We start from the raw sequence: 19,701 nt of genomic DNA, 5'->3' as shown, positions 1-19,701 counted from the left end.
GCGCCGCGCTTTTTTTGCGTGCCGCATGGACGACCGGCTCGCGGCTCCAGCGCCCGCCCCGTCGCGTCGTTACTTCAGCACCGCGTCGAGCGCACCGCGCAGTGCATTGGTCAACAGCAGCCCCTGCGCGCGCGCCAGATCATCGCAGGTCACGACGCGCTCGACCGCCCCGAATGCGGGATCGTCGAGCAGCACGCCGCGCATCACGCCCGGCAGCACGCCGGACGCCAGCGGCGGCGTCACCCACTGGCCATCGAGCTTCACGAACAGGTTCGAGCGCCCGCCTTCCGTCACCTCGCCGCGCTCGTTGACGAACAGCATGTCGAACCCGCCGAGCGCCTCCGCCGCCTGCCACGCGCGGTCGTATTCGGCGCGGCGCGTGGTCTTGTGCAGCAGCAGCGCATCGCTCGCGCGGGTCGGCGCGAAGCCGTGGGCCGACGCGAGCATCACGCCGACCGGCCCCGCCGGCAGCGGCTTGAGCGGCGCGGCGACGATCTCGATCGTGCCGTCCTTCGCCAGCGCGAGCTTCATCCGGTACGCGCCGTTGCCGTCGAGCGCCGCGCAGCGTGCATCGATCTCGCGACGCAACGCGTCGGCGTCGAAGCGGAAGCCGAACGCATCGGCGCTGCGCTGCAGCCGCGCAAGATGACGATCGAGGTGGCGGATGCCGTCCGCCCGCGTGGCGGCCGTCGTTTCGAACAGCTGGAAGCCGGGATCGGCATCCGTCAGGAATCGCGCTTTCAATTCGCACTCCGCATATTCGTCGGCCGCGACGCTGTCGAGCACGATGCCCGCGCCGACGCCCATCGTGCCACGCCGCCGGCCGGCAATCGCCGTTGCCGCGTCGCGCGTGGCGCTCGTCGCGACGGCATCGGCTGCGACCGCCTCGAGCGTCAGCGTCCGGATCGCGACCGACAGGCAGAAATCGCCGCAACCGGGCGCGCCGTCGGATGCTGCAGCGCCCGCCGGCGCGGCCTCGTCCTGCGGCGCATCGAGCCAGCCGATCGCGCCCGTATAGAGCCCGCGCGGCGTCGACTCGATCGTGTCGATCAGCTGCATCGTCTTGTACTTCGGCGCACCGGTGATCGACCCACACGGAAACAGCGCGCGCAGCATCTGCGCGAACGTCGTGCCGTCGCGCCAGCCGGCTTCGACCGTCGACGTCATCTGCCACACCGACGCATAAGGCTCGACGGAGAACAGCGCCGGCACCTTGACGGTGCCCGTGCGCGCGATCCGCGACACGTCGTTGCGCAACAGGTCGACGATCATCACGTTTTCCGCACGGTTCTTCGGATCGCTCGCGAGGAACGCGGCGGCCGCCGTGTCTTCACGTGGATCGGCCGAGCGCGGCGCGGTGCCCTTCATCGGCCGCGCACGCAGCACGTCGCCGTGCTTCTCGACGAACAGTTCGGGCGAGCACGATACGACCCATGCGCCGCCCGGCAGCGCGATCAGCGCGCCGTAGCGCACCGGCTGACGCGCGCGCAGCCGCCGGTACAGCGCGAGCGGCGTGCCGAACACGTCGAAATTCAGCCGGTACGTGTAATTGACCTGATACGAATCGCCTGCGCGCAACGCGTCGTGCACCGCGGCGATCGCCGCGTCGAACGCATCGCGCGACACACTCTTCGCGACATGCGCGACACCGGCGATCGACGGCGTGCCGCCGCCGTCCTGCTGCGCGAGCCACGCATCGACTTCGTCGCGCGACAGCCGCTCGCAGCGCGCATACAGCAAAAAGCGCAGCGGGGCATCGCCCGGCTGCGCCCGTTGCAGGTTGCGTCCGAATGCGTAATCGCCGACGACGACCGCATGCAGCCCGTCGCGCAGATCCTGCGCGAGCGCCGCATCGACCGCGTCGAGCTGCGCCGGGTCCGTGCACACGCGTTCGCGCACGAAGCCCGAATACAAACGACTCGACCGCGCGGACGCGGTCGAGTCGCAATCGTCCAAGAGCGCGAACGACGCGCTCTCGTTGCCTTCAGTCATGCTTTACTCGAAGAAGCTCTTCACACGGTCGAACCAGCTCTTGCTCTGCGGGCTGTGACGCGCGCCGCCCTCGGCCAGCGACTTCTCGAACTGCTTGAGCAGATCACGCTGCTGGTCGGTCAGCTTCACGGGCGTCTCGACCTGCACGTGCACGTACAGATCGCCCGCAATGCTCGAGCGCAGCCCCTTGATGCCCTTGCCGCGCAGGCGGAACGTCTTGCCCGACTGCGTGCCTTCCGGCACCGGGAACGACGCACGGCCGGCCAGCGTCGGCACCTCGATCTCGCCGCCGAGCGCGGCGGTCGTGAACGGGATCGGCATCTGGCAATGGAGATCGTCGCCGTCGCGCTCGAACACCGAGTGCGGCTTGATGTGGATCTCGACGTACAGGTCGCCCGGCGGCCCGCCGTTGATGCCCGGCTCGCCGTTGCCGGCCGAACGGATCCGCATCCCGTCGTCGATCCCGGCCGGGATCTTCACTTCGAGCGTCTTGGTTTCCTTCACCTTGCCCGACCCGTGGCAATGCGCGCACGGCTCGGGGATGTAGGTACCCGTGCCGTGGCACTTCGGGCAGGTCTGCTGGATGCTGAAGAAGCCCTGCGACATGCGCACCGTGCCTTGGCCGTGACAGGTCGGGCAGGTTTCCGGCTTCGTGCCGGGCTTCGCCCCCGACCCGTGACAGACTTCGCACGACACCCAGCTCGGCACGCGGATCTGCGTGTCGTAGCCGTGCGCGGCCTGCTCGAGCGTGATTTCCATGCTGTAGCGCAGGTCGGCGCCGCGATACACCTGCGGGCCGCCGCGGCCGCCGCGCGCGGCGCCACCCGCGGCCTGGCCGAAGATGTCGCCGAAGATGTCGCCGAAGGCATCCGCGAAGCCGCCGAAGCCCTGTGCGCCCGCACCGCCCATGTTCGGATCGACGCCCGCGTGGCCGTACTGGTCGTACGCAGCCCGCTTCTGGCCGTCCGACAGCATTTCATAGGCTTCCTTCGCCTCCTTGAAATGCTCTTCCGCATCCTTGCTGTCCGGATTGCGGTCAGGGTGATACTTCATCGCAAGCTTGCGATATGCCTTCTTGATTTCGTCGTCGCTCGCATTCTTCGCGACGCCCAGAACCTCGTAGTAATCCCGTTTCGCCATATCGATTCACTGTGCCGCCACGCATCGCGCACGCGGCGGCTCCTTTCGCCCGCAGTAAAGTCTCTCGACTCGTCTGGCGCTGCACCGTCCGCGGACGGCTCGCGCAGCACCCGCCAAAAAACAAATGTGCCCGGAGGGCCGCAAGGCCCGCCAGGCGTGGAGTCGATCCGGCCATCCGGAAGGAAAGACAGACCGCTTGTCAGCCGCGCCGCGCGCGTTTCGCGCGCGGCCGGCGTACGGTGCCATTGCAACCCGGCTTAGTCCTTCTTCACTTCCTTGAACTCGGCGTCGACGACGTCGTCGGCAGCCTGTTGCGCACCGCCCGCATGGGCCGCGCCTTCCGCTGCACCGGCCGCGCCGGCGGCACCCGCCTGCTGGGCCTGCATGTCGGCGTACATCTTCTCGCCGAGCTTCTGCGAGACCTTGCCGAGCTCCTCGACCTTCGCGTCGATCGCCGCCTTGTCGGCCGACGTGTCCTTCAACACGTCCTCGAGCGACTTCAGCGCGGCTTCGATCGCTTCCTTCTCGCCCGCGTCCAGCTTGTCGCCGTACTCGGTCAGCGCCTTCTTCGTGCTGTGCACCAGCGCGTCGCCCTGGTTGCGCGAATCGGCCAGCTCGCGCAGCTTGTGATCTTCCGCTGCGTTCGCTTCCGCGTCCTTGATCATCTGGTCGATTTCAGCCTCGGACAGGCCCGAGTTCGCCTTGATCGTGATCTTGTTTTCCTTGCCGGTCGCCTTGTCCTTCGCGCCGACGTGCAGGATGCCGTTCGCGTCGATGTCGAAGGTCACTTCGATCTGCGGCACGCCGCGCGGTGCCGGCGGGATGCCTTCGAGGTTGAACTCGCCGAGCAGCTTGTTGCCCGCTGCCATTTCGCGTTCGCCCTGGAACACCTTGATCGTCACGGCGCCCTGGTTGTCGTCCGCCGTCGAGTACACCTGGGCGTGCTTCGTCGGGATCGTCGTGTTCTTGTTGATCATCTTCGTCATCACGCCGCCGAGCGTCTCGATACCGAGCGACAGCGGGGTCACGTCGAGCAGCAACACGTCCTTGCGGTCGCCCGACAGCACCTGGCCCTGGATCGCCGCGCCGACCGCGACGGCTTCGTCCGGGTTCACGTCACGGCGCGGATCCTTGCCGAAGAACTCCTTCACCTTCTCCATGACCTTCGGCATGCGCGTCTGGCCGCCGACCAGGATCACGTCGTCGATGTCCGACACCTTGACGCCTGCGTCCTTGATCGCGATACGGCACGGTTCGATCGTGCGCTCGACGAGATCCTCCACCAGCGCTTCCAGCTTCGCGCGGGTGATCTTCAGGTTCAAGTGCTTCGGGCCCGACGCGTCCGCCGTGATGTACGGCAGGTTGATTTCGGTCTGCTGGCCCGACGACAGCTCGATCTTCGCCTTTTCGGCGGCTTCCTTCAGGCGCTGCAGCGCGAGCACGTCCTTCGACAGGTCGACGCCCTGCTCCTTCTTGAACTCGCCGATGATGTAATCGATGATGCGCTGGTCGAAGTCTTCGCCGCCGAGGAACGTGTCGCCGTTGGTCGACAGCACTTCGAACTGCATTTCGCCGTCGACGTCCGCGATCTCGATGATCGACACGTCGAACGTACCGCCGCCGAGGTCATACACGGCGATCTTGCGGTCGCCCTTCTCGGCCTTGTCGAGGCCGAACGCGAGCGCCGCCGCGGTCGGCTCGTTGATGATCCGCTTGACTTCGAGGCCCGCGATGCGGCCGGCGTCCTTGGTCGCCTGGCGCTGGCTGTCGTTGAAGTACGCCGGCACCGTGATCACGGCTTCCGTGACCGGCTCGCCGAGGTAGTCTTCGGCGGTCTTCTTCATCTTGCGCAGCACTTCGGCCGAGACCTGCGGCGGCGCGAGCTTTTCGCCGTGCGCTTCGACCCATGCGTCGCCGTTGTCGGCCTTGATGATCGAGTACGGCATCAGGCCGATGTCCTTCTGGACTTCCTTCTCTTCGAAGCGGCGGCCGATCAGGCGCTTCACCGCGAACAGCGTGTTCTTCGGGTTGGTCACCGACTGGCGCTTGGCCGGCGCGCCGACGAGCACTTCGTTGTCGTCCATGTACGCGATGATCGACGGCGTGGTGCGCGCACCTTCCGAGTTCTCGATGACCTTGACCTGGTTGCCTTCCATGATGGCGACGCACGAGTTCGTGGTGCCGAGGTCAATACCGATGATCTTTCCCATTTTTTCCTAATCTCCAGAAATGCTTGTTTGCTGCGCGAAACGCCGCGTTTTTGGGCGGTTTCGCACGCCAGAATTCAACTCTGTTCCCGAAATGCGTCCGTCCGATCCGTTTTCAAGACCGGACGAGCGATGCGGATATTAAATTTTTTCAATCGCCGCCGGCTAGCGGATCGTGTGGGCCATCGGTGCCGTCGCCGGCCGGCGCACCGGCCGCCGCGGCGATCTTCGCGCGTGCCGCCGCGACGGCTGCCTGGAACTGCGCGAGGCCATGCCAGCCCGTCGCGCGGCCGAGCCGCTTGCCGCGGTGGAAGAAGAACCACGTCGGCACGCCGTGCAGCCCGAAGCGGCGCCCCAGCTCGCGATGTTCGTACACGTTGCAATGGAACCACTTCAGGCCGAGCGCACGGATGGCATCGGGCTGCGCGAGCATCGCCTTCTTCGCGATCTCGCAGTTGAAGCAGTCGACGCCCCAGAAGAACACCACCGCCAGCGCATCGCCCGCGCCATCGATGGCCGCGTCGAACGTGCCGGCGTCGAGCGCCTGCATGTCGAACGCGTCGAACGCGGCCGGATCGACGCCGGCGGGCACCATTTCCGCTGCCTTATTTCGACTGCGCGACGGTGACGAGCGCCGGGCGCAGCACGCGGTCGGCGATCATGTAACCCTTTTGCAGCACGGTGACGACGGTGTTCGGCTCCTGCTCGGCCGGCACCATCGAAATGGCTTGGTGCTGGTGCGGATCGAACTTCTCGCCGACCGGGTTGATCGCGACGACGCGGCCCTTCTCGAGCGCGCTCGTCAACTGGCGCAGCGTCAGCTCGACGCCTTCGCGCACCTTCGCGATGTCGCCGGAGGTATCGCTGACGGCCGCTTCCAGGCTGTCCAGCACGGGCAGCAGGTGTTCCGCGAAGCTCTCGATCGCGAACTTGTGCGCCTTCGACACGTCGTCCTGCGCGCGGCGGCGCACGTTCTCGGTCTCGGCCTTCGCCCGCAGGAAGCTTTCCTGGAGCTCGGCGACCTTGGCTTGAGCCTCCGCGAGCGCCGCGTCGGCGGCTTCGGCGGCGGGTGCGGCGCCTTGCGCCGCCTGCTTCTCGCTGCCGATGTCTTCGGCCGATGGGGTAGCCGGGTTCTCTTGCGTGTTTTCCATGTCGCTGAAAGTCGATTAGAGGTTGAAGCCAAATCGGCAACCGCCGGACGTATATCCGGCGGCACCGCACATTACTGGTGCAAATAAGGGCGAAAACTGCGATTTCAAGAGGGTCATTCGCCGGCATTCGCCAATGCCGCGAAACAACCGCGCATTTTCCGGTGCAGGCGTCGCATAGTCCGCCGGATCGGGCGAAACGGCCTGTAACAACGCTTACCCGGCAAGGACTAGCTCCGCACAGGCCGGCTGCACTACACTCCATTCAAGCGTCGGAAAGCGTGTTTACCCTGAGCTGACCGCCGCCTGACATCCACCTGGCGCCGTTTTCACCCTTGTTCTCGAGGGGAGTACCGTGAAACTGACCTTTGCGATATCGGTGGTCGCGCTGGTACTCATTGCCGGCACCACCACCATCTGCCTGTCGGGAGCCGTCACCGACCGCACGACCGAGTACGGAAGCGCGCGGGCGACGTTCGACCAGATGTTCAGCTCCCACCAGAAAATCTGTCGATGATGCGCCGGTCGCGCTTCGTCGGCCGGCCGTGCAGTTCGGCCGCCGGCTCGCGATACGTGCGGCGCCGCTCCAGTTCGGCGAGCCGCGCGGCCCGCCCCGCTTCCGTTTCCTCGTAGAGCGTCTGCGCGACGCTCGCGGGCCCGCGCACGTCGCATACGCCCAGCACGGCAATGTGCCAGACGATGCCGTCGATCGCAATCTCGACCTCGTCGCCCACCCGCACGTCCTTCGCCGGCTTGACCGCCGCGCCGCCGATCTTCACGTGACCCTTGTCGACCGCGTCGGTCGCGAGCGAGCGCGTCTTGAAGAACCGGGCCGCCCACAGCCATTTGTCGATGCGCAGCTTCGCGCCCGGCTCGGTGGAAATCTTGTAGTTCATGATCAGTTGACCGGTTCGGGCTGCGCAGCCTTGACGGGCCAGCCCTGCAGATTCTCCGCGACGATTTCGCCGAGCGCGCCGATCCATGCGGACGCGCCGTTCAGGCACGGAATGCGGTGGAAGGTCTTGCCGCCGCCCGCAAGGAACTCGTCGCGCACTTCCATGCCGATTTCCTCGATCGTCTCCAGGCAATCGGCCGTGAAGCCGGGACAGAACACGTCGGCCCGCCGCACGCCGGCCTCGCCGAATTCGCGCAGCGTCGGCGCGGTGTACGGCTGCAGCCATTCGGCCTTGCCGAAGCGCGACTGGAACGTGACGCGGCACTCGGTGGTCGACAGCCCGAGCGCGGCCATCAGCAACGCGCCCGTTTGCTGGCACTGGTCGTGATACGGATCGCCGAGGTCGAGCGTGCGCTTCGGCACGCCGTGGAAGCTCAGCACCAGCTTGTCACCGGCCGCGAAATCGGGCCGGCCGTGCTGCGCCCAGTACTGGCGCACCTGCTCGGCCAGCGCGTGGATATAGGCCGGATGGTCGGCATAGTGCCGCACCGTGCGCACTTCCGGCTGATTGCGCATGCGCGCGAGCGCGTCGAACGCGGCATCGAATGCGGTGGCCGTGGTCGACGCCGAGTATTGCGGATACATCGGCATCAACAGCACGCGCTCGACGCCCGCGCGCTTGAACTGGGCAAGCGCGTGCGAAATGTTCGGGCTGCCGTAGCGCATCGCGTAGTCGACCGTCACGTGATAGCCGTTCGACGTGAGCAGATGCCGCACGCTGTCGGTCTGGCGCTCGGTGTACACGCGCAGCGGCGAACCCTCGGGCATCCAGACGGCCGCGTACTTCTTCGCGGACGCGCGGCCGCGCAGCGGCAGGATCAGCGTGCGCAGCAGCACCTGCCAGACGGCCTGCGGGATTTCGACGACCCGCGGATCCGACAGGAATTCGGCCAGATAGCGCCGCACCGCGCGCGGCGTGGGCGCGTCGGGCGTGCCGAGATTGATCAGCAACACACCGATGCGGTGGGCGGCCGCGACGCTCGAAGGCGGCTCAAGATCGAAACGCATGGGCAAGAACGTGCTCGGGGCACGGGACCGGACGGCCCTCAATTATAGCGGGCCGCCCCGTGCCGTTCGGCCGACTGTCGCCACGGGCGGCGCCGCGGCACGATAGCGGGGCGGGATCGGGCTAGTGATTGCCGGCGATCGCGGGTTATTGCTGGCTCAGCGTGAGCGACAGCAGGCGCGCGGTGATGTCGACGATCGGTATCACGCGGTTGTACGCCATGCGGGTCGGGCCGATCACGCCGAGCGTGCCGACGATCTTGCCGTTCACCTCGTATGGTGCGGTCACGACGCTCATTTCCTCGATCGGCACGAGCGTCGATTCGCCGCCGATGAAGATCTGCACGCCCTGGGCGTGGCTCGATACGTCGAGCAGTTGCAGGAGGCCCGTCTTTTGGTCGAATACGTCGAACAGCTTGCGCAGCCGCGCCATGTCGGACGAAAGGTCCGCCACTTCGAGCAGGTTGCGCTCGCCGGAAATCAGCACGGTGTCCTCGGTGTCGGGCACCTCGGTGCTGGCCGTCACGGCCGCGTGCATCAGCGTCGTCATGTCGCCGCGCAACTGGTCGATCTCGTCGCGCAGGCGGCGGCGCACCTCGTCGAACGACAGGCCGGCGAAATGCGCATTGATGTAGTTGGACGCCTCGGTCAGCTGCGACGGCGAATAGTCGCGCGGCGTCGCGAGCATGCGGTTCTGCACGTCGCCCTCGGGCGTGACGATGATCAGCAGGATGCGCTTGTCGGACAGGCGCATGAACTCGATCTGCTTGAACACGTGGCTGCGGCGCGGCGTCAGCACGACGCCCGCGAACTGCGACAGGTTCGACAGCACGCTCGCGGCGGCCGCGACCACCCGCTGCTGCGGCTCGCCGGCCTGCAGCGTGTTCTGCACCTGGCGCGCGACGGCCTCGGCGTCGATCGGCGCCTCGACCGTCAGCATCGTATCGACGAACAGCCGGTAGCCGCGCGGCGTCGGAATGCGTCCGGCCGACGTGTGCGGGCTCGACACGAGGCCGAGCTCCTCCAGGTCGGACATCACGTTGCGGATCGTCGCCGGGCTCAGCTCGAGCCCGGAGTAACGGGACAACGTGCGCGATCCGACTGGCTGACCGTCGGCGATATACCGTTCGATCAGGGTTTTCAGGAGGGTTCGTGCGCGAGGATCTAGCATGGTGGAAAATTTTAGCGCAACCGCGCGACCGCGGCGAGTACCGTCCGCCACCGTTGCGCGGGGCGGCCCGATCCGGCCCCGTCGGCGCACAGCCGGTTCTTTTCGTCAACGAGCTATGGTGTAATGCCGGCATGAAAACCGGTAATCAGTTCAATACTGTCGCGCTCGTCGGCCGGAGCAACACGCCCGGCATCGCCGAGCCGCTCGCCACGCTGGCGGACAGCATCGCCACGCTCGGCTTCGAGGTCGTCTTCGAAGGCGATACCGCGCGGGAAATCGGCATCGCCGGCTACCCGGCGCTCACCCCGGCCGAAATCGGGGCGCGAGCGGACGTGGCGATCGTGCTCGGCGGCGACGGCACGATGCTCGGCATCGGCCGCCAGCTCGCGCCGTACCGGACACCGCTGATCGGGATCAACCACGGGCGGCTCGGCTTCATCACCGACATCGCGGCATCCGACATGCAGGCGCTCGTCCCCGTGATGCTGGCCGGCAAGTTCGAGCGCGAGGAGCGCTCGCTGCTCGAGGCGCGGATCGTGCGCGACGGCGAACCGATCTACCACGCGCTCGCCTTCAACGACGTCGTCGTGAACCGCAGCGGCTTCTCCGGGATGGTCGAGCTGCGCGCGTCGGTCGACGGCCGCTACATGTACAACCAGCGCTCGGACGGGCTGATCGTCGCGACGCCCACTGGCTCGACCGCGTATGCGCTGTCGTCGGCTGGCCCGATCCTCCATCCGCAGCTGGCGGGCATCGTGCTCGTGCCGATCGCGCCGCACGCGCTGTCGAACCGGCCGATCGTGCTGCCCGACGATTCGAAGATCGCGATCCAGATCGTCGGCGGCCGCGACGTCAACGTGAACTTCGACATGCAGTCGTTCACGTCGCTCGAACTGAACGATACGATCGAGGTGCGCCGCTCGAAGCACACGGTGCCGTTCCTGCACCCGATCGGCTACAGCTACTACACGACGCTGCGCAAGAAGCTGCACTGGAACGAACACGCATCGAACGAAGACGACAAGGCGTCCTGACGCCGCTGCTCCCGACACCATGCTCCGCCACCTCTCGATCCGCGACTTCGTCATCGTCGCCGCGCTCGATCTCGAATTCGACAGCGGCTTTTCCGTCTTTTCCGGCGAAACCGGCGCCGGCAAATCGATCCTGATCGACGCTCTCGCCCTCGCGCTCGGCGAACGCGCCGACGCGAGCGTCGTGCGCACCGGCTGCGGCCGCGCCGACATCACGGCCGAATTCACGCCGCATGACCGCGTCGCGCGCTGGCTCGACGAACACGCGTTCGACGCCGAGGACACCGTGATGCTGCGCCGCGTGATCGACGCGAACGGCCGCTCGCGCGCGTTCATCAACGGCACCAGCGCGACGCTCGCGCAACTGCGCGAGCTCGGCGAGATGCTCGTCGACATCCACGGCCAGCACGCGCACCAGCTGCTGATGCGGCCCGACGCGCAGCGCGAGCTGTTCGACACGCATGCGGGGCTCGTCGCCGATGCCGCGAACGTCGCGCGCGCATGGCGCGTGTGGCGCGACGCGACGCAGGCGATCGACGCCGCGAAGGCGCACGAGCGCGAATTGCAGCTCGAACGCGAAAAGCTCGCGTGGCAGCTCGCCGAGCTCGACAAGCTCGCGCCGCAAGCCGGCGAATGGGACGAAGTCAGCAACGAACACAAGCGCCTGTCGCATTCGGCGAACCTGATCGAAGGCGTGCGCGGCGCGCTCAACGCGCTGTCCGAGTCCGACGACGCGATGCTCGCGCAGCTCGGCGCGATCGTGTCGAAGCTGCGCAGCCTGGCCGACTACGACACCGCGCTCGGCGATGCGCTCGCGTCGCTGGAGCCGGCCGAGATCCAGTTGCAGGAAGCCGTCTATTCGCTGTCGCACTACGCGCAGCGCGTCGATCTCGACCCAGAGCGGCTCGCGCAGGTCGAAGCGCGGCTCGACGCGCTGCACTCGACCGCCCGCAAGTTCCGGCTGCCGCCCGATACGCTGCACGAAGAGCATGCGGCGCGCCGCGCGCAGCTCGCCGCGCTCGACGCGGCCGCCGATCTCGGCGCGCTCGAGGCCGCGCAGGCGAAGGCGCGGGAAGCCTATCTCGCCGACGCCAAACGCCTGTCGAAAGCGCGCGCGCAGGCCGCGAAGGCGCTCGGCACGGCCGTCACGGCCGGCATGCAGGAACTGTCGATGGCGGGCGGAAGCTTCGAGGTCGCGCTCGTGCCGCTCGCCGACGGCGGCCCGCACGGGCTCGAACAGGTCGAATTCCGCGTGGCCGGGCACCCGGGCGTGCCGCTGCGGCCGCTCGCGAAGGTCGCGTCGGGCGGCGAGCTCGCGCGGATCAGCCTCGCGCTCGCGGTGATCGCCAGCGCGGCGAGCCCGACGCCGACGCTGATCTTCGACGAAGTCGACACGGGGATCGGCGGCGGCGTCGCCGAAGTGGTCGGCCGCCTGCTGCACCAGCTCGGGCGCGACCGCCAGGTGTTGTGCGTGACGCACCTGCCGCAGGTCGCCGCGCGCGGCGACCATCATTTCCAGGTGGCGAAGGGCGCCGACGAGCGCGGCGGCACGGTATCGACCGTTGTTGCGCTCGACCGCGCGAACCGGATCGAGGAAGTCGCGCGGATGCTCGGCGGGCTCGAAATCACGGCCACCACACGCAAGCACGCGAAGGAAATGCTGGCGGCCTGACGCGCGGCGGGAGCGGCCCGTCCCGCGCAAGCCGAACGGGCTCGCCCCTTCGATTCAGGGCGGTACGCGGATCGATGCCGCGCCCGCCCTGCTTTCTTCAAACGGCCGTTTCAACCGCACCGAATACGCGTGTCCACAACGCCGTCACGGCCGCCCGCTCGTCGGCCACCACCGCCGGGTCGACGCGCGCCTTCTCCATCCCGTCGAGCCGCAGCTTGTGCTGCAGCTTCCGGTACTTGCGGTACGCCGCGCCGACGCGCTCGGCCTCGTCCTCGCCCATCAGCCCGAAGCGCGCGACCTCGCGCAGCAGCGCGATGTTGCCGGTGTTGCGGATCAGCTCGGCGTCGCTCGACGCATGCAGCAGCACCCAGTACTGGACGATGAACTCGATGTCGACCATCCCGCCGCGATCGTGCTTCAGGTCGAACAGCTCGGTCTGGTTCGGGTGGCCGGCAAATACCTTGCCGCGCATGTCGACGATCTCCTTCGCGAGCACGCCGCCGTCGCGCGGCGTCGTCAGCACCTGCTGGCGGATCGCCTCGAAATCCGCGCCGATCTGCGCGTCGCCCGCGCTGTAGCGGGCGCGCGTCAGCGCCTGGTGCTCCCACACCCACGCGGTATTCGCCGCATCGCCCTCGCGCAGCTGATAGCGGCGAAACGCGTCGAGATCGGTGACGAGCAGCCCGGCCTCGCCGTTCGGCCGCAGCCGCAGGTCGATGTCGAACAGTGCGCCCGCGCCGGTCGCCGTCGTGAGCCAGGTGATCAGGCGCCGCGTAAAGGTGGTGTAGACGTCCGCCGCGCGTTCGTCCGGATCGTCGTACAGGAAGATCAGGTCGAGATCCGACGCGTAGCCGAGCTCCTTGCCGCCCAGCTTGCCGTACGCGATCACCGCGAACTTCGGCACGTCGCGATGGCGCTTCGCGAGCTGCGACCAGACGACTTCGATCGTCACGTCGAGCACCGCGTCGGCCAGCTCGGACAGCCGGTCGCTCACATGCTCGACCGACAGTTGGCCGGCCAGATCGATCAGGAGAATCCGGAACACCTCGGCGTGCTGCGCGTGGCGCAGCAGGTCCATCTGCTGCTCGGGGCCGTCGGCCGCCGCGAGCCGCGCGCGCAGCGCATCCTTGAACGCGGGCCAGTCGAACGGGCTCGCGATCGCCTCGTCGTCGAGCAGTTCGTCGAGCAGTTGCGGGTGGCGGATCAGGTAGCCGCCGCCCCAGCGCGTCGCGCCGAGCACCGACAGCACGCGGTCGAGCGCGGCCGGGTATTCGGTCAGCAGCGCGAGATAGACGCCGCGCCGGCTCACCGTCTCCAGCAGGTCGAACAGGCGCACGATCGTGTCGTCGCGGCGCGCGGCGTCGATCTTCGGCGCGGCGTCGAGCGCCCGCTGCGCGACGCTGTCGAAGCGCTGCCGGCTCTTTTCCGGCAGCCCGGTGTAGCGCGACGATTGCCAGATCGCGCGCAGCCGCGCGAGCACGGCGGCCGGATCGGTGAAACCCAGGCCGTCGAGGCGCGCGACCAGCGCGTCGTCCTCGCCGTCGTCGGCCAGCGCGCCGCTCCAGATCCACGCGGCGGCCGTGTCGTCGCCGGCCGCGCACGGCGCGCCGCTCGCCTTGTCGGCAAAAATCTGGTCGAACTGCGTTTCGACGAACGTGCGGTGGCCGTCCAGCACCGTCATCAGCGCCGCATAGTCGGCAAACCCGAGCGACGCGGCAAGCGCCGCACGTTCGTCGGGCTCGACCGGCATCGCATGCGTCTGCGCGTCGTTGCGGTATTGCAACCGGTGCTCGAGCGTGCGCAGGAAGTTGTAGGCGTCGGTCAGCCGCGCGCATACGTCGTCACCGATCAACCCGCGCGCGTGCGCATGTCGCAGCACCGCGAGCGTCGGCCGCACGCGGAATTCCGCATCCTGGCCGCCACGGATCAACTGGAACACCTGCGCGCTGAACTCGATCTCGCGGATCCCGCCGCGCCCGAGCTTGATGTCGTCGGCCTTGTCGGGCCGCATCGACGCGCGGCGCGCGGCTTCTTGCCGGATCTGCTGGTGCAGCGAACGGATCGCGCCGATCACGCCGAAATCGAGATAGCGGCGGTACACGAACGGCTTGACGATCGATTCGAGCTGCGCCGCGAGCCGCTGCGCGGCGTCGCTGTCGCCTTCCGACACGAGCCGCCCCTTGATCCACGCATAGCGCTCCCATTCGCGCCCCTGCACGTAGAAATATTCCTCGAGCATCCCGATGCTGCAGACGAGCGGCCCCGAATCGCCGTTCGGCCGCAACCGCATGTCGACGCGAAACACGTAACCGTCGGCCGTGACCTCGGACAGCACGCCGATCAGGCGCCGGCCGAGCCGCGTGAAGTATTCCTGCGTGGACAGCGGCGAACGCGCGCCGCCGGTGGTCTCGCCGTCGTCCTCGTAGACGAAGATCAGGTCGATGTCCGACGACACGTTGAGCTCCCGGCCGCCGAGCTTGCCCATCCCGACCACGCCGAGCACGACGCGCTGGCCGTCGGCGCCGCGCGGCTCGCCGTACAGCGCCTCGAGTTCGGCCGACAGCAGCGCGAGCGAGCGCTGCACGGCCACTTCGGCGAGGTCGGTCATCGCGCCCGTCACCTCGGCGACGTCGGCCAGCCCGCGCAGGTCGCGCTCCGCGACCGCGCCGAACGCCTCGGCGCGCAACTGCCGCAGCGCGCGCTTCAGTTGCTCCTCGCCCGGCGCCGCCGTGCCGGCGGGTGTCGCGAGCAGCTCGGTGAGGCGCGCGTCGAGCTGCGCGCGGCCGAGCGGCGCGGCCGCCCACGCGGCGATCTGCTCGGCCAGCGCGGGCCGCGCGGCAGCGGCGCGGGCAAGGTATCGGGAATAGGACGTGCTGATCAGGGCGGAAGCGTCGGTCATCGAGAAGCGGGCCTGGCGAAAAGGCCGGCAGGCTGCGGGCCGGCGCGTGCGCGCCCCGCTGCCGACCGGCCCCATGGACTCGGCGCGGCCCCCGCCGGACGCGCGTGCGCCCGTCGCGACACCGCGCGCCGGAAAGCCCGTGCCGTGCTGCCCCAACGGCCGCCGGCACGAACCCGTGTGATACATTTCAACGTCAGTCTGCAAAACTACCATATCGCCGCCCGTCCGCCGCATGTCCGACCGTCAGGAATCCGCCGTAGCTGCGCCCGAAGCGGGACCTCCGAAGCACGATCATCCGGTCCTGCGTCGCGTGTTCAGGGTGACGCTGGCAGTCGGGATCGGCACCTACTTCGTCGCGTCCGGCGCCTTCCTCGGGCTGCGCTACGTGCTGCTGCCCCGCATCGACGAATTCCGCCCGCGCATCGAGCGCGCGGTGTCCGACAAGCTCCACGCGCAGCTTTCGATCGGCAAGCTTTCCCCGAACTGGTCCGGCATGCAGCCGGGCGTCGAACTCACGAACCTGACGATCCGCGGCCGTGACGGCAAGGTCGCGCTGTCGGTGCCGCATGCGACCGCCGCGCTGTCGTGGATGTCGTTGCTGCGGCTGTCGCCCGCGCTGTCGAGCCTGATCGTCGACCAGCCCGACCTGGTCGTCGCGCGGGCGGCCGACGGCTCGCTGAGCGTCGCGGGCGTCGACGTGGCCACCACCCACGGCGGCAACGACACGTTCGGCACCTGGCTGCTGAAGCAGGAGGCGATCGTGCTGCGCGGCGGCACGCTGCGCTGGCGCGACGCTCAGCACGACGCACCGGAGCTCGTGCTGTCGGGCATCCGGCTCGCGGTGCTCAACGACGGCCGCGTGCACAAGGCGGCGCTGCAGGCGCCGGCCAACGGCACGCTGCTGCTCGGCCCGCTCGATTTCCGCGCACGCTTCAAACACAAGCCGCTCGCGCCGATCGGCAAGCCGGCGAACTGGACCGGCGACGCGTACCTGTCGACCGGCCCCGTCGACCTGCAGACGCTCACGCGCTATCTCGACGTGCCGCTCACGATCCACGCGGGGCGGATCGACAACGCGATCTGGGCGACCTTCGGCGACGGCCACTTGCGCTCGGCGGGCGGCGACCTGCAAGGCGCCGACGTCGCGCTGCGCGTGCGCCCGACGCAACCGCGGCTCGACGTGCCGACAGTCGGCTTCGGCTGGGACATGGTGCTCGACGCGGGCCACGACTACACGCTGCACCTGACGCGCTTCAATGCGGAACTCGGCCAGCCGCCGCTGCCGGACGGCACGCCGCTCGCGCGCTCGCTCGCGCTGTCGACGCTGACGGCGCGCTACCGCGTGCCGACCGCGAACCAGGGGCAACTGCTCAGCGTGGTCGGCGACCGCGTCGATCTCGGCATCCTCAGCGAATTCATCCGCGGCCTGCCGCTGCCGGCGCGCCTGCGCAACGAGCTGATCAAGATCGACCCGCGCGGGATGGTGTCGAACTATCACATCGAGGTCGAGCGCGCGAAACCCGCGCACCCCGATCTCGCCGACGAGGAGCGGCGCATGGGCGCCGCACCGATCGTCCGCTACCGCTTCCTCGGCGATCTGCAAGGCATCAGCTTCGCCGCGCAGGAGCCGCCGCCCGGGCTCTCGCCGCGCGGCCACCCGCGCGCCGGCTGGCCGGGCGTCGAGAACCTGTGGGGCCGCGTCGATGCGAACGAGACCGGCGGCGCCGCGCATATCGACACGGTCAACGCGGCCGTCACCGTGCCCGGCGAATTCGACGAGCCGCGCCTGACGTTCGACCGGCTGCGCGGCAATGCCAAATGGACGATCACGCCCGCGCCCGGCGACAAGCACGCGCGCGTCGACGTGTCGCTGCCCGACCTGCTCGTGTCGAACCCGGATGCCGAAATCGCGGTGTCGGGCTCGTACACGAACCCCGGCCACGGCCGCGGCTCGCTCGACCTGCGCGCCGATTTCGCGCGCGCGTCGGTCGCGCGCATTCCGCGCTACCTGCCGACCGGGATGTCCGAGCACCTGCGCGACTATCTCGGCCACGCGCTGCAGGACGGCAAGGTGACCAAGGGCGCATCGATCGTCGCGCGCGGCCCGCTCGAGAAATTCCCGTTCGAACACGAGCCGGACGCCGGCGTGTTCCACATCGTCGCGCCGTTCACCGGCGGCCGCTTCGAGCCGACGCCGTACCCGCCGCGCAAGCTCGCGAACGGCACGCCGAGCGTCTGGCCGGCGCTCGACGGAATCGACGGCGTGTTCGAGCTCGCGCAGAACAAGCTGCGTTTCGACATCGACCGCGCGCACTACAAGCGCGTCGCGCTGACGAAGGTCGCGGGCCGCATCGACGACCTCGGCAATCCGTCGCACTCGCCGCTGATCATCGACGGCCATGCGCAGGGCCCGCTCGCCGACCTGATCGACTACGCGGACAACAGCTCGCTCGGCACGATGAGCAACCACATCGGCCAGCGGATCGACGCGCAGGGCCCCGCGTCGCTCGCGCTCAAGATCACGATTCCGCAGCACGTCGCCCATCCGCACACGCACATCGAAGGCGCGCTCGGGTTCGGCGGCAACACGCTGTCGACGAGCGGCGTGCCGCCGCTGTCGGCGCTGCGCGGCAGCGTCCGCTTCACCGAGGCGGGCGCGTCGCTGCACGCGCTGTCGGGGCGCTTCCTCGGCGGCCCGGTGCGCGCGAACGGCACCTTCCAGTCACACGGCCCGTACGCGGTGGACGTCGACGGCCGGCTCGCGCTCGACGCCGCGCGTGGCCTGAACCTGCACGGCGCGGCCGCCGCGCTGCTCGAACACGTGGTCGGCGACGCGCCGTACAAGGTCGCGGTGCGCGGCGCGCCGGGCCGCCTGCCCGACGTCAGCGCGCAATCCGACCTGACCGGCGTCGCGCTGAACTTCCCGGCGCCGTTCGCGAAACCGGCCGGCACGCCGATGCCGTTCCGCTTCACGCTGCAGCCGGCGCCGCAGGCGGACGGCAAACGCCTCGAACATGCCGACCTGACGCTCGGCCCCGTGTCCGCGACCTACCTGCTCGACGCGACGCGCGGCCAGCCGCTGCGCGCGGTGCGCGGCGCGATGGGCATCCACCGGATGCCCGACATGCCGCAGGACGGCGTGAGCGCGGCCGTCGACGTCACCGAGCTGGACGCCGACGCGTGGCTCGCCCTCGCCCACACGCTGCAGCCCGACACGCCGCGGGCGCCGGAACCGCAAGCCGCGCCGCGCGTCGATTTCGCGAGCTTCGCGCCGAAGCGCTTCGCGTTCCACTTCGGCACGCTGAAGCTGCTCAAGCGCAACTGGGAGAACGTGATCGTCGGCGCGTCGCACGTCGACGACCTGTGGCAGGCCAACATCGCGTCGAACCAGGTGTCGGGCTACCTGTCGTGGGCGCCGGGCGGCGGCCACAACGGCGCGGGCGTGCTGAACGCGCGGCTCGCGAAGCTGGTCGTGCCGCAGAGCTCGCAGCACGACCTCGTCGGCCGCGCGATGAACCTGCCGACGCCGACCGACCGGCCGATGCCGTCGATCGACCTGATCGTCGACCAGGTCGTCGCGCGCGATCACGACATCGGCCGGCTCGTCGTCAACGCGCGCAACATCGACGAAGACGGCACGCCGGTGTGGCAGCTCGACAAGCTGGAACTGTCGAACCCGGCCGCGAAGCTCACGGCGACCGGCAACTGGCGCACCTCGCGCCGCGCACTGGCCCGCGGCGTTGACGAAAACGACGCGCCGCGCCGGACCGTGTTCGACTTCAAGCTCGACATCGACAACGCGGGCGCGCTGCTCGACCGCGTCGGCCTGCCGCGCACGCTCGCGGACGGTCACGGCTCGGTCACGGGCAAGGTCGGCTGGCGCGGCGGCCCGACCGCGCTCGACTTCCCGTCGCTCGGCGGGCAGGTCGCGCTCGACCTCGAACACGGGCAGATCCTGAAGGTCGATCCGGGCGCGGCGAAACTCCTCGGCGTGCTGAGCCTGCAGAGCCTCGCGCGCTTCCTGACGCTGAACTTCCGCGACGTGGTCGGCAAGGGGCTGCCGTTCGACAAGATCACCGGCACCGGCCGAATCTCGAACGGGATCGCGCGCACCGACGATTTCTCGATGATGACGGGGCCCGCGAACGTCACCGTGCGCGGCGCGGTCGATCTCGGCACCGAGACACAGGACCTGCATGCGCACGTCGCGCCGAAAATCAGCGCGGGCGCGGCCGCGATCGGCGCGGCCATCATCAACCCGCTGCTCGGCGTCGGCGTGCTGGCCGCGAACTACGCGCTGTCCGAGACGCTGTCGCGCGCGTTCGCGCTCGACTACGCGATCACCGGCTCGTGGGCGCACCCGCACATCGAGCGGGTGCGGAGCGATCAGGGTAAGATGAATCACGGTCCGGCCGATGCGGCGAACCATTGAGCGCGCATCGCACCACGCAGGGCGCCGGGCCGCACCCCATTTATGACGC

13 protein-coding genes are annotated in these 19,701 nt (G+C 68.9%); 4 read left to right on the top strand and 9 right to left on the bottom strand.

All coding sequences use genetic code 11. The features are described from left to right. Nucleotides 1-69 precede the first annotated feature (69 nt). The 5 genes from H0X95_RS17895 to grpE form a co-directional block, all read right to left on the bottom strand. The gene (locus H0X95_RS17895; protein WP_196446130.1) at nt 70-1,992 is read right to left on the bottom strand and encodes a chorismate-binding protein; all 1,923 of its coding nucleotides are present in this window, start codon (nt 1,990-1,992) and stop codon (nt 70-72) included. A gap of 3 nt (nt 1,993-1,995) precedes the next feature. Continuing rightward, nucleotides 1,996-3,132, bottom strand: coding sequence for a molecular chaperone DnaJ (dnaJ, locus tag H0X95_RS17890; RefSeq protein ID WP_006476837.1), 1,137 nt, complete (start codon nt 3,130-3,132; stop codon nt 1,996-1,998). Nucleotides 3,133-3,389: 257 nt separating this feature from the next. Continuing rightward, nucleotides 3,390-5,342 (bottom strand): molecular chaperone DnaK, encoded by a 1,953-nt coding sequence (dnaK, locus tag H0X95_RS17885; RefSeq protein ID WP_006484920.1) that lies wholly within the window; start codon nt 5,340-5,342, stop codon nt 3,390-3,392. Between the two features lie 148 nt (nt 5,343-5,490). Then, a complete protein-coding gene (locus H0X95_RS17880; RefSeq protein WP_006497493.1) occupies nt 5,491-5,934 on the bottom strand; it encodes a thioredoxin family protein in 444 nt (147 codons plus the stop codon). 10 nt (nt 5,935-5,944) lie between these two features. Then, nucleotides 5,945-6,490 (bottom strand): nucleotide exchange factor GrpE, encoded by a 546-nt coding sequence (gene grpE, locus H0X95_RS17875; protein WP_006484988.1) that lies wholly within the window; start codon nt 6,488-6,490, stop codon nt 5,945-5,947. A gap of 352 nt (nt 6,491-6,842) precedes the next feature. On the opposite strand from grpE, the gene H0X95_RS17870 reads away from it, so the two are divergent. Continuing rightward, the gene (locus H0X95_RS17870; RefSeq protein ID WP_006476841.1) at nt 6,843-7,004 is read left to right on the top strand and encodes a hypothetical protein; all 162 of its coding nucleotides are present in this window, start codon (nt 6,843-6,845) and stop codon (nt 7,002-7,004) included. On the opposite strand, the gene H0X95_RS17865 is transcribed toward H0X95_RS17870, so the two are convergent. The 3 genes from H0X95_RS17865 to hrcA form a co-directional block, all read right to left on the bottom strand. Next, nucleotides 6,976-7,383, bottom strand: a complete 408-nt coding sequence (locus H0X95_RS17865; RefSeq protein WP_006484997.1) for an RNA-binding S4 domain-containing protein — start codon at nt 7,381-7,383, stop codon at nt 6,976-6,978. The two genes, H0X95_RS17870 and H0X95_RS17865, sit on opposite strands and share 29 nt — an antisense overlap. 2 nt (nt 7,384-7,385) lie before the next feature. Continuing rightward, on the bottom strand, nt 7,386-8,450 hold the full coding sequence (gene hemH, locus H0X95_RS17860) for a ferrochelatase (RefSeq protein ID WP_006484983.1): 1,065 nt from the start codon (nt 8,448-8,450) through the stop codon (nt 7,386-7,388). A gap of 145 nt (nt 8,451-8,595) precedes the next feature. Next, nucleotides 8,596-9,618, bottom strand: coding sequence for a heat-inducible transcriptional repressor HrcA (gene hrcA, locus H0X95_RS17855; protein WP_006484956.1), 1,023 nt, complete (start codon nt 9,616-9,618; stop codon nt 8,596-8,598). Between the two features lie 131 nt (nt 9,619-9,749). On the opposite strand from hrcA, the gene H0X95_RS17850 reads away from it, so the two are divergent. Both H0X95_RS17850 and recN read left to right on the top strand, forming a co-directional pair. Further along, on the top strand, nt 9,750-10,652 hold the full coding sequence (locus tag H0X95_RS17850; RefSeq protein ID WP_006492558.1) for an NAD kinase: 903 nt from the start codon (nt 9,750-9,752) through the stop codon (nt 10,650-10,652). A 19-nt stretch (nt 10,653-10,671) separates the two neighbouring features. Beyond that, complete coding sequence (recN, locus tag H0X95_RS17845; protein WP_006484926.1) at nt 10,672-12,321, top strand: DNA repair protein RecN; 1,650 nt, start codon at nt 10,672-10,674, stop codon at nt 12,319-12,321. A 97-nt stretch (nt 12,322-12,418) separates the two neighbouring features. On the opposite strand, the gene glnE is transcribed toward recN, so the two are convergent. After that, nucleotides 12,419-15,220 carry a bifunctional [glutamate--ammonia ligase]-adenylyl-L-tyrosine phosphorylase/[glutamate--ammonia-ligase] adenylyltransferase gene (gene glnE / locus H0X95_RS17840; protein ID WP_060268412.1) on the bottom strand — a complete coding sequence of 934 codons (2,802 nt, stop codon included), beginning with the start codon at nt 15,218-15,220 and terminating at the stop codon, nt 12,419-12,421. A gap of 232 nt (nt 15,221-15,452) precedes the next feature. On the opposite strand from glnE, the gene H0X95_RS17835 reads away from it, so the two are divergent. Then, nucleotides 15,453-19,652, top strand: a complete 4,200-nt coding sequence (locus H0X95_RS17835; RefSeq protein WP_196446129.1) for a YhdP family protein — start codon at nt 15,453-15,455, stop codon at nt 19,650-19,652. Nucleotides 19,653-19,701 lie beyond the last annotated feature (49 nt).

Source organism: Burkholderia sp. 9779_493 (assembly GCF_015712215.1).
In the GTDB taxonomy this organism is placed as follows: domain Bacteria; phylum Pseudomonadota; class Gammaproteobacteria; order Burkholderiales; family Burkholderiaceae; genus Burkholderia; species Burkholderia cenocepacia.
Note: the sequence above shows the minus strand (reverse complement) of the source record. Positions and strands in the feature narration are given on the sequence as shown.